We start from the raw sequence: 13,996 nt of genomic DNA on the forward strand, positions 1-13,996 counted from the left end.
GAAAATTTCCGCGCATCCGAGAATGCGCGGCGAAGTCCTGGGGCCGAATGGTCAGATCAAGGACACGGTAATGCGCAGTGGCTCCGTGCAGGCCGCTATCTACGAACCGCACGGAGCCACAGGAAAATTTTTTGTAACGTCACAAAAATTAGCTTTCGAGATTCGAGCCCGTCAGCGCAGCGGCCTTGGCCATGAACCGCGCTTCGCGGATGATCGGGCCGAAAACGCGGTGTGTCTCCAGTTGGTGCAGCTTCTCGGCCGGCATATGCTCGGTCATGGCGGCGATCAGCAGCAACCTGTGCACGTCTATCCGGGCCTTTCGGTCACGGCTCGCCGCCATTCGCTCAGCGGCGCCGGGGGCGTCGGGCTTGCGAGGGCGACCACGCTTGCGCCTCGGCTGCGGGTCCGTCTGGTCGATTTTCTGCAACGTTACAGAAAATTGGTAGGTCTGTGAGGTTCCGGGCAGCAAGCCGTCAGAGACTGGCACAAGACAGGGCACACCATCGGCGCCGGCAGTGCCGGCAGCCAGTAGCGCACGCACCAAATCGGGTGACACCTCCAGGCGGCGGCGGACCAAGTGCCACTGTGGCGGCCCGTCAACCTGGAAGGTCTGCACGACGCGCTCGGCCGGGTCGGCGGTCATCAAGGAAGCGAGACGTTCGACGCTGCCAATCGGTCGATTCTGGTCGATCATGGATTTAGCCGCCTCTTTTCGTCTGCACTGCCGCTTCGATCCACTGTTCCAATGCCGGCTTCCACCGGGTGTCGGAATAGAGGGCGTCGCGCCGCTTCACAAGGCGCCGCTGCATCTCAATCCGCAAATCGGTGTCGCTGGCGAGACGGACGGCCAAATCTACCAGCGCGTGCTTGTCGGCGGCTATGAGTTCGTGAAGGTCCAGTTCAGCAAGGATGCCGGCAGTATGGCGACCGCGCATGAAGACGCCGGGTGTGGTGATCGGAACCAACCCGCACGCGACGGCTTCGAGCGTTGTCCGTCCTCCGGACCATTCCAGGCTGTCGAGGAAAATGTCGCAGGTCATATTGAGTGCCAGGTAGTCGGGGCGGTCCATTGTCGGCGCCCATACGACATGACGGTTCGCGTCCAAGCCCTGGGCGGCAAATGCTCGGTCGAGGCGGCGCTTAAACCCTGCGACAACCTCTTTACCGGATGACGCCAGAAAGACGAAGCGGGCATTCGGTACACGCGCGGCGATCCTCGGCCAAACGTCGTCATGCTGTGGCAGCAACTTATAGAGGGACTGCGCGCAGAAAAACACAACATCACTTGCCGCCAACCCAAGGCTTTCTCGATCTGCCGACTGTGCGGGCAGTGTCGGCGGGGTGACGGAAACCGCTAGACCGGGCAGGCGCAGCAATCGCTCGCTGTAATGCTCGTCGGCGCCTTCCGGCTCCATGGCGTCGGCAGACAGAAACCAGTCGATGGCTTGCAATCCGGTCGTCACCGGGTGCCCCCAAGTCACCGCCTGGACGGGGGCGAGGCGCATGCTTCCGAGAATTTGACCGGCCGGGTCCATGCCGATGTCGAGGTGCACCAGAACGTCGAGGGCATCGGCGCGCAGCTGCTGGGCCGCCTTCACAACGTCGTCCGGCAAGGTCCGATAGTGCTCCACCTCCGCAGCTAACAGGCGGGCAACGGCGTCCCCCTCACCCTCCCCGTAAACCCTGACCTCGAACCGGGTCCGGTCGAGGCTGGTGAGCCAAGAGCGGAAGAGGTACAGCACGGTGTGATCGCGAAGGTGTGCGGAACGGAAGCCGATGCGTATCCGCTTGCCGGGCCGGCGGCTGCGCGCGGGCGGCTGGGTCAGATCCGGATGGCGAGCGGCGACGATGGTATGAACGAAGCTGCCCCACCGCTCGGCTATCGCGCGGTCGTCGTGCCCCTGATAGGCGAGGTAGAAATTCGTGGTGTCGGCGATTGCCTCGAAAGTGGCGGATAGCGTCGCTGGGTCCGCCGGCGCCGTGGCTGGCAACGCTTCCATCGTCTCGGTGATCCTGCGGCGCCACTCTCCGACCTGAGCGGGAGTGTCGTAAATCACGGGCAGCAGTCGCGCCAGCAGCATACGGGCGCGCACAAAGCCGGGATCAAGCTGCAACGCGTGCTGAAGCTGCGCCGCCGCTTCTTCAGTACGGTTCAGCGCGCGGAGTCCGCGGCCGTATGCGTACCGCAATTCTGGTTTGTTTGGGTCAACCGCCGTGGCCCGGCGGAACGCACTCGCGGCCTCGTCGTCGCGCTTCTCGGCGCCGGCAACCACCCCCCACCCGTTCCACAGCAGCGGGTGCGCCGGATGGACCGCAAGACCCGATTCCAAGACCTGTGCAGCGCGGCGCCAGTCGCGCAGGGCGCTGTAGCAACGGGCGGCCTCCAAAAAGCCGTCAGGATTGGCCGGTGAAGTCGCCATCACGACGGCATAGGCGGCTGCGGCCGCTTTGGGATCGCCCGCCGCGTGAAGGGCACGGCCTAGCGTGAAATGAATGTCTCCATTCCTGGGCTGTTCAAGAGCGAGACGCCGGAGCGCGGGCAAAGCCTTGGCCGGATTTCCGTCCTGGCACTCCAGCAGTGCCAGCAAATAGCGGCCGTCAGCGTTCCGCGCATCGAGGCGTAGCGCCTGCTGGTAGAGCGTTCGAGCCTGGGACAGCTGGCCCGACTGGTGCAGCGTCACCGCACGCTGAAGAATGGGAAAAGCCTTGCTCATATGCGTCCAACTGATCCGGAATCCGGGCCGTCAGGCCCCCATGGCGTCGCTGTCCCCCGCAGGGGGGCGGCGGCGTCTGCAAAAAGGCGGCGGCGCTACCTCGGCAGATTCAGAAAGGCACGCGTCGCCGTCTCGAACCCTTCGCGCTGGTCGGCCGGCACGCTGTCCAGGACGGCAGCCAAGAGGCTCTGCCGCTCCGCTTCGGATAGGGCCGTTGACGCCTTGGCAATGGCGCGCTGCACCTTCTCACGGTCGGGCAAACCGGCGGCTTGCTGACGCGCACGGGTGGCGCGGGTGCGCTCGGTCGAGGTCTGCGGGCGGTCGGCAATCGGTGGGCGAGGCATTGAAGGCACCATGTTGGACGGCTCCGGATCGTAGGGAATGCGCGGCGGCGCGGCAAGGTTGCTCCTTGCCGCGCCTGGGTCGGGGTCGGGGCTGGACGGTTCACGCCCGGTGGATCGGATCGGCGTGGCCAGCGGCGACGATGCGGGCGAAGGCCGCGAAGGTGACGATTGCCCGGCCGGTGTGGCTGTGTCCGAACTCGCGCCGGGTGGCGCTGCTGGCGGGCTGGCTGTCGATCCCGACACGCACGGCGCCGACGTTGCGCAGCACGTCGCGGGCCTCGGTGTCGCGGGCGATGGGCCAATAGAGCGTCACCCGGTCGGCGGTGGGCACGCGGACGAAGCGAAGGACGGTCGATGTCGGCGCGGCAACGGGGGCGGTAGCCTGGGCGGTCTGCTGGTTGTCGTTGTTCGGCTGCTGCAACATGGGTGTTCCTCCTGGTGGGACCGGCGGCGCCTGCCGCCGGTCGTGGCGTGTGAGGGTCAAGCGGCAAGGGCGATGGGGTGGGTGTCCTGGTCGACCGGGGGCAGGGCCAGAGGGTCGGCCGTCGTGTCGGTCGGGTGGGCCTCGGTGTCGGTCGGTTCGCGGTCCTGGTGGCGGTCGCCTTGGCGATCGGCGCCGTGGTCGTCCGTGGCGGCGGCGTTCAGACTCTGCCCGTCGTCCTGGGCGACGTGCTGCTCGGCCGCTTCCTCCTGCTGGTCAAGGTGCGGACGGAGCGGGACGGGAAGCCAACCGCTACCGGCAAGCCGCAACTCGGCTTCGGCAACCAATGCCGCCTTCTTCATGTTGGCGAGGTTGTCAGCCGCCTCCGGCGACACGCCTTCGCGCACGGCGTCGAGAATGGCGTCCTTGGGCACTGAGGCGAGGTAGGTTTCTGCGGTCGGCGCCCACCACTTGGCCATGTCGAGGCCAAGAGATGCGCCGAGGTCGTTGGAGGCGACCAAGCGTTCATCAAACTCCGTGTTGTGGGCGTGGCGAACCGCGTTGACGGTCTGCGCGGTGCAATAGGCCAGCAGGGACAGAACAGTTTCGTGGTCCTGCTCCGTGAGCCATTCCCATGCCTCGTGATGCGCGGCCGGGATGCGGAGCAACCACCATCCGTGACGGTCGGTCACTGCCTGCTTGGCGGCGCACCCCTCGATCCCTTCGGCGTCGAGGGCGGCGGCGCGGCCGCGCTGGTCTACGCTGATTTCCAGGGCGCTGGGGCGGCTGTAGCTGCTCGTCCCGTAGAAGATCGGAGCCATGAGGTTATGGACGATGGCGACCAATGCCACGTCGGGGCGCTCCATGAGTTCGGCGCGCAGGGCCATGGTGCGCTGAGCGGTCAAGCGGAGCATGAGGGCGGCGGTCATGGGCTTGCGCGCGCCTGCCGTGCTCTCGGTCGCGCCGTCGCTGTCCTGCTCGGCCGCACCCTGGCGGATGGCGCGCTCATCTTCCGGCCGCACCATGCCCCGGTCGATCTGCACCGCGCCTTGGTAGTCGAGGCTCACCAGTGCGCCAGCGATGGCCAGCTTTTCAGCGGACCAATGGTCCTCGCGGGCACGGATCGTCTGCATCTGCTCGTCAAGCGCCGCCAGTGCTGCGGGGTCGGCGTCGTCCTGCTCCGCGAGGGCGTCGTATTCCTGCTCCAACCGTTCCAGTTCGGCGGCGTCGGCCTCCGACAACGGCACATCCTCGGCGTGAATGCGGGCGAACGTGTTGCGGCGCTCGTAGGTGACGTGCGTTTGCACCTCCACCCACTTCCACCCCTCGGCGCGCACCTGGGCGGCGACCGTTTCCAGCTTTTCCAGCGCCAGCCGTTCGACCAAAGCCGCGTCCGTCCAGGGTGCGGCACCGGGCGCCGCAAAGAGGTCCTGGCGCACCGTTCCACCGGCGGCAAGGTAGGCGTCTGCGGTGATGAAGCGGGCGCGGCGGTCGGTCGTCGGGTTCACGTCGTCGTGGGTGAGGGCGGAGCGGATGCTTTGCGGGTCGCGGCGATACTCGGGCGCCTCGAAATAGGCCGCCTCTTGCTCGGCGTGGCTGTCGCTGAGGGCGAAAGCCTGCATGTGCGCGGCCGTCAGCTTGCCGGTGCGGTAGAGGTCCAGCAGCTTGGGCGACACCTGGGCCAGTCGTAGGCGGCGGCTCACATACAGCGGTTCCACGCCAAAGCGGGCGGCGAGGTCCTCCACGGTGGCGCCTTCCTGGTCGATGATGACGCGGTACGCCTCGAACTCGTCGGCCGGGTGCATCGCTTCGCGGATGACGTTTTCAGCCAAGGAGGTTTCGACCGCTTCAGCGGCGGTGCGAACGGTGCAGGGGATGGGATGCCCGGCCGGGATGCGCTTGCGCTTGGCCAGCAGCTTCAGCGCGGCGAGACGGCGCCCCCCGGCGACCACGGCGAACTTGCCGGTCGGCTTGCCGTCTTTCTCCACCGGCACCACCGCAAGGTTATGGATAAGCCCCTTCGCCTCGATGTTGGCGGCGAGCTGGTCGAGGGTCTGCCCGCCGGTCTTCCGCACGTTCTGCTTTGACGACACCAGCTTTGAGAGGGCGATTTCAACGATGGGGGAGGTGATGGCGGCGGTGTGCATGGCGGATTCCTCGGGATCGGAAGGGGGGAAAGCGGGGGGAGGGCTGCGCCTCCCCCGGCCGGATCAGCCGACAAGCTGATAAGCGGCGGTGCGGATGAGGCTTTGCAGGTCGTCTTGGATGAGCGGGACCGGCACGGACCAAAGCCGCCCCCTGCGGTAGTCCTCGACGGCTGGCCGGGGCGTGTCCTTGAGGTTTCCGGCGTAGTCGGTGAAAACCTGGGTGATGGCGCGTTCAATGAGCGCGTCCGACTCTTCGCGTCGGGTGCTGAGGTACTGCACCCCTCCGAAAATCGAGATAAACGGGGAGGTTTCGAAGGACGCCAGATCCTGCATGCTGTCGAACCGCCCGCCTTTGAACGCGGACACCACGTCTTCGACCTGGGCGACGGTCGGGCCGTCCTCCCACGACACGCCGATGCTGCTATGGTGCTGCTTGCGCACCGAAAACTTGATGCCGGGGAAGCTCTTTTTCAGGACGGCGCGAACGTTGGCGGCTGCAAGCCGTCCGTCGCGCTCGCCATTGCCTTGGGTCAGGTGCGCCCACTCCGGCGCCTCTTTCAGCCGCGCCACCTCGGCCGCAAAAGCGGCCTTCTCGGCGGCGGCGGCGGCGGTCTTGTTAGCGGTGACTTCCTCGGCGTACGCCAGGGCGGCGGCGATGCGGTTGGCTCCCCACACTTCGTCAAAAATCGTCCACTGCACGCCGTGGATGATGGCTTCCGGCAGGCGGTTGGAAATGCTGCCGTCGTCAAACACCACGTCGAAAGTCGCGGAACCGCCGCTGCAACCGATGCCGCACAGGCTGCGGATGGTGTCCGGGCGCTGCTCGCCATGGATCGCGTACACGGTGCCTTCGCGGCCACCGTAGAGGATGCAGTGCAGGCGGGTTCCGATGACGACGGGGGTGATGGTGGTGGAGGTCATGCGGGTCACTCCTGGATCTGAGCGATGGAGGGGGGCACGCAACCGGCGTGCGTCACGATGAAGCCGGCGGCGGTCAAGGCGGCGGCGAGTTGGGCGGGGGTGTCGGCGGTCGGCTGCTGGTTGACGTAGGAGTCTCGGCCGGGATGCATGGCGAAGCCGTGCCGCCGATAGATCCGCACGATGCGCGCGGCCATGGTGTCGGACGGGAACGGGGCGACGGTCGGTCGGAAGGCAAGGGCGCCGCTGATCCGTCCATAGTTCTCGTCACGCCAGTTGATGACGATGGCGACCGGGGAGCGGGTGGCGATGGGGCGGGGTTGGCTGGTCAAGGCGTGCTCCTGGCTGAGTGCAGGCAAAGGGCGGGCGTGCGGCGCCGTGGCGCCGTCATGGCTGCGTCTGCGGTGATTGGGGGTGAGGTTGCCGGGCCGTCCGCGCCTGGGGCTGCGGGCGGTCGGGAAACCCCGCCTTGTGCGGCTAGGGTCGGCTCAAGGGGCCGTCCAGCAGGCGACGGGCGGCGCGGGTGGCGCTCTGCCGCGTCGTATAGTCGTGGTCCAGTTGACGCAGGAAACCGCGCGCCTTGGCCATGGGTTCGACACGAGCGAGCGAAACGTCGCCTTCCTTCGGCTCCACGATCAGGCCGAAGCTGATAAGGCCGTTCAGGCCGATGGCCGCAGGGTCGTCCTGCTCGACATGGACGAAGAAATGCGCGTTCTGAAAGGTCCGGGTGGTGACGGGATCCAGATCATAGACAGTCACGGCAAGGCTCCGGGGAGGGGGGCGGTGGTGGCGGAGGCTTCCGCCTCGCTCCGTTTGTGTCCCCATTATAACGCTACGCGTAGCGATTGGAAGGCTAACGCTACGCGTAGCGAAACATAACAGCCATGCGGTGAAGGTATGTCAATGACAGGGTTGGCCCTTGCCGATACCCCGTCATTGACATATAATCAGGGCATGACGAACCAACCCACCATCCCCCAAGCCGTTGTCGAAACCGCGCCCTACCTCGCGCGTGCTGCGGGCTGCATGACCGAAGCCGAGCGGGCCGATGCGCTGGTGATGATCGGTCTCGACCCTGAGCGGGGCCAGTTGGTCCGGGGCGGTGGTGGGATCCGCAAGATCCGCTTCGCAACCGGATCTGGCGGCAAGAGCGGCGGCGTGCGGATCATCTATTACTACTATGACCGGCAACATCCGGTCTTCCTGCTCACTGCTTACGCGAAGGCACGGCAGGAAAATCTGACCGACGCGCAAAAAAACGCCTTCGCGAAGGTGGTTAAACAGCTACTCGAAACTTACTGAGGGTTAAATCATGGATGACGAACTGTTCACCGATCTCATGGAAGGCATGAAAGAGGCCGTTGCTTACCAGCAAGGCAAAGCTTCGCCTGCAACCCGTGTTCATACCGTGGAAGTGGAGGATATCGACGTTAAGGCGCTCCGCCAGCGGCTGGGCATGACGCAGGAAGGCTTTGCGTCGGCCTTTTCGTTCAAGGTGAACACGGTTGCGCAATGGGAACAGCGCCGCCGCTTCCCACGCGGGCCGGAACGGACTCTGTTGCGTGTGATCGAACGCGAACCGGACGCGGTGCGCAGGGCCTTGGCGGGCTAACGCCCCCCAAGGCGGGCAACCGCCGCTCCACCCCACCCATCGCTAAGCAGATCCCGTTTCCGGATCTGGCACGAGCGCGGGCTTAGGGGAACTCGGCCCCCGGCCTTTAGCACGGCCCGAGAGGGTCGCCGGGGGCCTAGTTCCCCTTGCCCGCGCGTGGCACGGGCGAACGATCCTGCCGTGGGGCCCCGCTTCAGCGGGGATGGGCCGCTTGCGGCCCATAGGCGGGATCGCTTCGCCTGCGCGACCACTTTTCCGCCGCGGCGGCAGGCGTCCGGCCGGGGACCGGCCGGATAAGACAGTTGGCGCCGAAAGGCGCCTCGATGTGTGTCCAGAGCAAGGCGACGGACACGGCCGCTCTCTTCCGCAGCTGGTGGGCTTCGCCTGCATTCTGGCGCTGCCCATGGGGAGCGGCTGTCCATTATCCCGCCCGAAGGGTGGCCCGCGCAGCGGGACAGATCGTCACCCGACAGGGCCAAGACCCTGGACGGGCTGCACCTCCAGGGATGGCCTGGGAGCCTGTATCCCGTCCAGGGGCTTGGGGATCCGTGCGCGGCCGCGCACGGATCCTAGAGCCGGAGCACTCCAGCGGGAGATTCCGCCTTCGCCAGATCCGAAAAAATGACAAATCAACCCATCGTTCCGCCTTGATTTTATACAATCAAAAAATCATGCGATTATAGATGGATCAAATCTTGCATTTTTTACTGTAAGATTTTAATCATCATCTGCTCCCGCTCAGCACTGCTGATGGTATCGCTCGTAATCAGAACAGAAATCATCGCCACAAGCATGTGAACATCCCGGTTTCGAGCGAGAGTCTTCAAGTCGGCGATCATCACCGCGGGGACTCTGGCCGCTTCTTCGTCATGCTGTTCATGAAGGAACTTCTGAACGATAACGTCGGCGGTATCCAAGAGTTTGCGGCAATACAACGCAGTTTTCATTGTGGGTCCTCTGGTGTGTCTCAGGCTTTGCCGAGCCTTGGGAACGGCATCCAAACCGCTAACTAGACAAGCGCTTCGTATGTCGAATCCTTAGCCTTCTAAGCGTTGCATATCCCTGTATGCAGCTTCTGTTTGCGTGAAACGGGCGGTTAGTTTTCGCTCGAACCGTACACCAAATGGTGCTTTTTTACATCCATCGGGACATAAGTCGCTCCATCGAAGGAAATAGCTTTGCGCGATCTACCGCCTGAAGCGCCCGGCGCATTCAGCGAACTGCTTGAACTTTCTCGCGTTTTGGGCGGCGAGACGATGTTATTCCTGCCGGATGACCGGATTGGTTTCGTGTCGGATAACGTTCGCTCACGCTATCCGTTCTTCGGCTTTCCCGATGGCGCAACCTTTCCGGATCTCTATTGGTCCGTCGTCCATACCGGCATGAGCACGGCCGAGTCGCTGGTGGTCCCGCCGGCGGATTACCTTGCGATGATCGTCAACAGCCGCCGTGCGAACCCTGTGCTGGACTTCCGCAAGCGGTATCAAGTCGAAGGCAGCGCGGTCGATCTGCTGTGTCATCACCGCGCCCTTCCGGACGGATGGACGGCCCAAGTCCGGGTCGACGTGGCGCAGCTGCGCGTGCGCGGCTGGGTCGTCGGCGCGGCTCCAAGATCGGTATTTGAGATGTTGAACACGGTACATGAGACGGAGCGGTTCGAAGCCCTGCTGAACCGGCTATCACTCGGCGTCGCCATTGTCGGGCGCGACCGGTCGGTGCGCTGGGCAAATGCGGCCGCCCGGTTCGCTCTGCTCGGCGGGCTGGGTTGCACGGTCCAGGACGGCCGGTTGATAGCGCTTGATGCGGCAGCCGATATTCGGCTCGGCGAACTGGTGCAGGCGGCGGCCGACCACGGGCGAGGCGGATTCCTCGGTATGCCTTCTGCCGGCAATCCAACGATGGTGTCGGTTGGGGCAGGGCTTTCGGTTGACGATGCGATGATCCTGATTCCTCCGCCGGCGCCGGTGGAGGCGGTGGTGCGCGACGCGCTCGGCACCCTCGGCCTCTCGCCTGGGCAGTGCGACGTGGCTCTGTCGGTTGTGACCGCCGGCGGTCCAGCTGAAGCCGCGGCGTCCACCGGTCGAGCCTACGCCACGGTACGCAAACAGCTGGTCCGGATCTATGCGGTCCTGGGCCTGAGTTTCGGCGTGACCAGTCAGAGGGCGCTCGCGCATCTCATCGGACAGGTTGCGTCAATCGCCGGGGCTTGCCCCCAACAAATGAGGATGCTTGGCTATGAAGATTGCTGATTTGAACCTGGCGCGCGTTGAACGCGATTTGACCAAGCACGGCATGACGCCAATGGCGGCGGCGGAAGCTGTCGCGCTTTATCGTCAGTTCCTGGATCTGGTCCAGCAGCACCCGGACCTGGCGCTGTGCCCACCAAGCGCGGCCGATCTGGCATGGCACGCTCATATGCTGCGATCGGCGGAGTATCGTGCGGACTGTATTGCGCTGTTCGGTGCACCGATCGACCACGACGGCGATGCCTTCGGGACGCCTGACTTCCGGGCCGCCTGGGCGACCACGCGCCAGCTGTGGAAAGAGCGCTTCGGCGTCGATCTGGTCGAGGATCCGGACGCCCGCGATGTGAACAGCCACGCGCCGGCGTCTTGCCTCCGGCCGCTGCCGCGCGCGGCATGAACGCGGCGCCACCGGTCGATGCCGAGAAAGATGCGTTTTTTGGCAACCTATCGGGGGCGCGCGAAAAAAATCAGATCTCCACAATGGGTGACGCTGGCGGAAGCGCCAGAGACACCTATGGAGACCAACAATGTTTCATATTCTAACGAAGCTGTGGCCGGTCCTGCTGTTCTTGACGACGCCTCTGTGGATCGGCTCCGTCAACAGGATCCTGTCCAGCGCCTTCTAAACCGATGGCGGGCGTTATGCCGGACTCTCGCACTTGCACAATGAAGGCTTGGCAGCGGCCGAGTTCGTCAGCGACCCAAGCGCGATAGTCCGGTGTGCCCGGTGCTGGCGGCGGTTCGGGTTGCACGAAACACCCAAGACGCCGGCACCGGGTGCAACGCATGCGGCGCGCAACGTTGAGCAAGCTGGTTCCTGGTCCGACTTTGGAAATCAGCACGTCGACGCGCAGCGTCGACCGGTTGGCACAGCGCGGGTTTCCGATACACCAGACCTCAAGGTTCTTGATGCCGCCCTTGCGGCACCAGTCCAGCGAGTAGTGTCCATAGGCCGTCGCGAAGGTCGGTTTGTTGCTCTCGGGCATGAGAACGAATATAGAACACCTAACCCTCTGGATCCAGCGCCGGCGCGAAGTCGCCGGCCGCCGCCTCCCATACCGCGACAACCCGCTCGGACGTGAACCGTAGCCTCTGGCGGGCTATGGTCGCCGCTTCCTGGATCGTGAGCGCGCGGATCGTGATCCGCTCCGTTCCGTCCAGCCGCCGAAGGATGGCGTGATAGTCGACCTCCGCGGCCTCCCTGCGTGCGGCCACAGCGGCGGCGCGCGCCTCAGCCTTGACCGTAGCGGGTGACTTCCACACCAGCGCCTGGGCGATCAGCGCGGCGCCGGCCGGCGAGAGTGCCCACCCTGCTCCGCCACGGGGGCCGGGCGCCTCGATGGCGAGGCCGCTGGCAATCCACCTTGTGGCCATCTTGCGAACGAGGGTCTGTGTCTGCGGGGTGCGCTGGTCCAGGGTGGGCAGCTGGGCGGCGATGTCGGCCGCCGACCGGCGAACACCGACTTCTCGGCCAAGATACCGTTCCAGTTCGACGCCGCTCAGGTAGTCGGCCCTGGTGAGACGCTTCGGCATGCGGTCCTCACTGGTTCGGTGCTGCTCGTCCTTGGGCCTGCCGTGCGCCGACCACGCGTGACAGCACGTCGGCAACCCTGCCGGCGTAGGCGTCACCGCGCGCCGGATCCCGCGAATGGTAGCGCTGAACGGCCAATGTCCAGTTCCCGGACTCCTGGCGCAGATCCAGAAGGTACAGCGACGCATAGAGCGCATTGCGCAACGGGTCGAGCATATCGTCGGGATGGCGGAACGCGCGTCCATGCCAACGGCTGCTGATCTGCCAACAACCGGCGTCGACGTTCGAGGCGCCGGCATCGAGGGCGCGACGCATGGCGGCGGCGGCCTCCTGTCGGGTCGCGTGCCGGCTGTCTCGGCCGTCGATGTTCAGCACCCACGGCTGCCGGGAACTCTCGACCTGGGCAACTGACACCAGCAAATCGCGCGGGATCGGTAGCACGCTGGCCGCCACCTGGGCGGCAAGGTCGCACACGGTCGCGGCCCGCACCTCGGCGGCGATGGCGCAAAGCGCCAGCGTCGCGGCGGCTGCAAGCCGCCCTAGCTTTCGATGCATCGCGTCCTCACGACCAGGGAGCCGTTCGGCATGGCCATCTGCTCAAGCTCTTGGGCGGCTTTCCGGCAACGGTCCATGGACGGTTCCGGAAAGCGTTCGACGTGCATCTGCGGCTCGCCGGCGGGACCGAAGGCGAGAAAGACGACGACAAGGGTGTAGAGGGCTGACATGGAACCTCCTAGGCGCTGCCGGCTGTGCGGACCATGGATTTCAGGCTGAGCGTGATCGTGGTGCCGATGTCGCGACGTCCGAGCATCGAGGCGAGGTAGCGGGTTCGATCCTTCACGCCGGTCTTGTCGACCGCGGCCGCCAGCACGGCGGCCGCCACGGCGAAGCCGTGCGCCTGCACGGCAATTGGCCAGAGATCCGGCCGGAGATTCCTGAAGTGCGTGGCGAGGATCTGGATTGCTGCGGCACTGATGGTGCTGGGCGTCGGCAACCGCTGGTCGGCAGGGTCCAAGTGGCGGCGGAATGTTGGGCTGGCCACGACAATCAAATCGAACATTTCCGCAGCCTTAGCCTTGTCGCTGGCACGCACCTTGCAACTTGATAGGTCCGAAGGCAATATTTCTACAGGTTCTTTAGAACCGGAGCTTTGTAGATTGTTTTTATGGGGGACTCCTGAGTCCTCCATGCAGGCGATTTCTTCGGAAAAAGCTGGGGACAAGTCGATGCTGTCCATGCGCTCGGCATGGCGCTCGGCACGTCGCAGATCCAACATTTCCTCCTGACGCGCGACGGCGGCCTCGATGTCGTCCAGGCGTGCGCCGAAGGGGCGCAGGTCGATTCCCTGGCGGTCGAGGCGCTGATTCCTGCCGTTGTAGCGACGCACGATGTAGCCGGCCGTCTCTAGCTCGGCCAGCAATCTGCGCACGCACCGGGCTTCGGTTGCGAGACGCATGCACAGATAGTCGTTGCTGACCCACGCATAGGCTTTGCCTGTCTGCCACTTGTCGCTGTGCACATGCTCGGCAAGGACGGCAAGAAGAAGTTGGGCCTTGGTGGAGAGGGTGCGCGAGGTATCAATCTCGCCGCTCTCGTCAAGGTAGGTAAGACAGGCGGTCGCGAATAGAATTAAACGGACGATTTCAGCACTGCATCGGTCGGTGCCATCAAAGCGAGCGGCAATTGTGGCCACATGATTAAAGCCGGGCGCGCGCGCGGCGTGCCCTTTCACGGCTTCTGCATTTGCAGCAGCGTGCATATAACTCTCCGTCGGGGTCTGCGCCGACGCCAAGACATGCAGGGGCGTTGCCGAAAACCTCTTGCAACGAAGACGGAGAGACGCTAGTGTCCGCTCTGCGACAAGTCAGACACCGTTACTTTATCTCTCTCGTCCAGTTAGCCGGGTTATCTGGCTCGCCCTGCCGGGATCAATCTCGGCGGGGCTACTGGCGTTTATGGTCGGTTTCGGCTATGCGGTTTCTGGTTGTCCGGATCTCCTGTGTTGTGTCGCAATGCCCGCAATCTGCACAACATTTTGCAAGCAAGCAACAATTAGTCTACGC

The 13,996-nt window shown here is 64.8% G+C and carries 17 protein-coding genes; 4 read left to right on the plus strand and 13 right to left on the minus strand.

Going from position 1 to position 13,996, the window contains the following annotated elements:
* Positions 1-148: 148 nt before the first annotated feature.
* The 8 genes from ABMY26_RS07225 to ABMY26_RS07260 form a co-directional block, all read right to left on the minus strand.
* Entirely contained in the window at positions 149-694 is a 546-nt protein-coding gene (locus tag ABMY26_RS07225; protein ID WP_372395344.1) for a hypothetical protein, read from the minus strand.
* A 4-nt stretch (positions 695-698) separates the two neighbouring features.
* Positions 699-2,714 (minus strand): tetratricopeptide repeat protein, encoded by a 2,016-nt coding sequence (locus tag ABMY26_RS07230; RefSeq protein ID WP_372395345.1) that lies wholly within the window; start codon positions 2,712-2,714, stop codon positions 699-701.
* A 95-nt stretch (positions 2,715-2,809) separates the two neighbouring features.
* Complete coding sequence (locus ABMY26_RS07235) at positions 2,810-3,058, minus strand: hypothetical protein (RefSeq protein ID WP_372395346.1); 249 nt, start codon at positions 3,056-3,058, stop codon at positions 2,810-2,812.
* A 100-nt stretch (positions 3,059-3,158) separates the two neighbouring features.
* The gene (locus ABMY26_RS07240) at positions 3,159-3,482 is read right to left on the minus strand and encodes a hypothetical protein (RefSeq protein ID WP_085084786.1); all 324 of its coding nucleotides are present in this window, start codon (positions 3,480-3,482) and stop codon (positions 3,159-3,161) included.
* Positions 3,483-3,538: 56 nt separating this feature from the next.
* Positions 3,539-5,626: a ParB/RepB/Spo0J family partition protein gene (locus ABMY26_RS07245; RefSeq protein WP_372395347.1), complete on the minus strand. Its 2,088-nt coding sequence runs from the start codon at positions 5,624-5,626 to the stop codon at positions 3,539-3,541.
* A 63-nt stretch (positions 5,627-5,689) separates the two neighbouring features.
* Positions 5,690-6,547, minus strand: coding sequence for an LPD29 domain-containing protein (locus ABMY26_RS07250; protein ID WP_372395348.1), 858 nt, complete (start codon positions 6,545-6,547; stop codon positions 5,690-5,692).
* A 5-nt stretch (positions 6,548-6,552) separates the two neighbouring features.
* Positions 6,553-6,876, minus strand: a complete 324-nt coding sequence (locus ABMY26_RS07255; RefSeq protein ID WP_372395349.1) for a hypothetical protein — start codon at positions 6,874-6,876, stop codon at positions 6,553-6,555.
* Between the two features lie 145 nt (positions 6,877-7,021).
* Complete coding sequence (locus ABMY26_RS07260) at positions 7,022-7,303, minus strand: hypothetical protein (protein ID WP_372395350.1); 282 nt, start codon at positions 7,301-7,303, stop codon at positions 7,022-7,024.
* Positions 7,304-7,498: 195 nt separating this feature from the next.
* Here ABMY26_RS07260 and ABMY26_RS07265 point away from each other — a divergent pair, with 195 nt between their 5' ends.
* A complete protein-coding gene (locus ABMY26_RS07265; RefSeq protein ID WP_167393221.1) occupies positions 7,499-7,846 on the plus strand; it encodes a type II toxin-antitoxin system RelE/ParE family toxin in 348 nt (115 codons plus the stop codon).
* A gap of 10 nt (positions 7,847-7,856) precedes the next feature.
* Positions 7,857-8,156 carry a helix-turn-helix domain-containing protein gene (locus ABMY26_RS07270; RefSeq protein WP_372395351.1) on the plus strand — a complete coding sequence of 100 codons (300 nt, stop codon included), beginning with the start codon at positions 7,857-7,859 and terminating at the stop codon, positions 8,154-8,156.
* Positions 8,157-8,860: 704 nt separating this feature from the next.
* Here the strand turns inward: ABMY26_RS07270 and ABMY26_RS07275 are convergent.
* On the minus strand, positions 8,861-9,103 hold the full coding sequence (locus ABMY26_RS07275; RefSeq protein WP_372395352.1) for a hypothetical protein: 243 nt from the start codon (positions 9,101-9,103) through the stop codon (positions 8,861-8,863).
* 231 nt (positions 9,104-9,334) lie between these two features.
* On the opposite strand from ABMY26_RS07275, the gene ABMY26_RS07280 reads away from it, so the two are divergent.
* Together ABMY26_RS07280 and ABMY26_RS07285 are read left to right on the plus strand one after the other, a co-directional pair.
* Positions 9,335-10,405 carry a helix-turn-helix transcriptional regulator gene (locus ABMY26_RS07280; protein WP_372395353.1) on the plus strand — a complete coding sequence of 357 codons (1,071 nt, stop codon included), beginning with the start codon at positions 9,335-9,337 and terminating at the stop codon, positions 10,403-10,405.
* On the plus strand, positions 10,392-10,799 hold the full coding sequence (locus ABMY26_RS07285) for a hypothetical protein (protein ID WP_372395354.1): 408 nt from the start codon (positions 10,392-10,394) through the stop codon (positions 10,797-10,799). The genes ABMY26_RS07280 and ABMY26_RS07285 overlap by 14 nt, the downstream gene beginning before the upstream one ends.
* Positions 10,800-11,407: 608 nt before the next feature.
* On the opposite strand, the gene ABMY26_RS07290 is transcribed toward ABMY26_RS07285, so the two are convergent.
* The 4 genes from ABMY26_RS07290 to ABMY26_RS07305 are packed head-to-tail and all read right to left on the minus strand — an operon-like array spanning position 11,408 to position 13,692.
* The gene (locus ABMY26_RS07290; RefSeq protein ID WP_372395355.1) at positions 11,408-11,935 is read right to left on the minus strand and encodes a hypothetical protein; all 528 of its coding nucleotides are present in this window, start codon (positions 11,933-11,935) and stop codon (positions 11,408-11,410) included.
* A gap of 7 nt (positions 11,936-11,942) precedes the next feature.
* The gene (locus ABMY26_RS07295) at positions 11,943-12,488 is read right to left on the minus strand and encodes a transglycosylase SLT domain-containing protein (protein WP_372395356.1); all 546 of its coding nucleotides are present in this window, start codon (positions 12,486-12,488) and stop codon (positions 11,943-11,945) included.
* Positions 12,473-12,658, minus strand: coding sequence for a hypothetical protein (locus ABMY26_RS07300; RefSeq protein WP_372395357.1), 186 nt, complete (start codon positions 12,656-12,658; stop codon positions 12,473-12,475). The genes ABMY26_RS07295 and ABMY26_RS07300 overlap by 16 nt, the downstream gene beginning before the upstream one ends.
* A gap of 8 nt (positions 12,659-12,666) precedes the next feature.
* A complete protein-coding gene (locus ABMY26_RS07305) occupies positions 12,667-13,692 on the minus strand; it encodes a helix-turn-helix domain-containing protein (protein ID WP_372395358.1) in 1,026 nt (341 codons plus the stop codon).
* Between the last annotated feature and the right edge of the window lie 304 nt (positions 13,693-13,996).

It is taken from the genome of Azospirillum sp. HJ39, assembly GCF_041507355.1.
GTDB lineage: Bacteria > Pseudomonadota > Alphaproteobacteria > Azospirillales > Azospirillaceae > Azospirillum > Azospirillum thiophilum.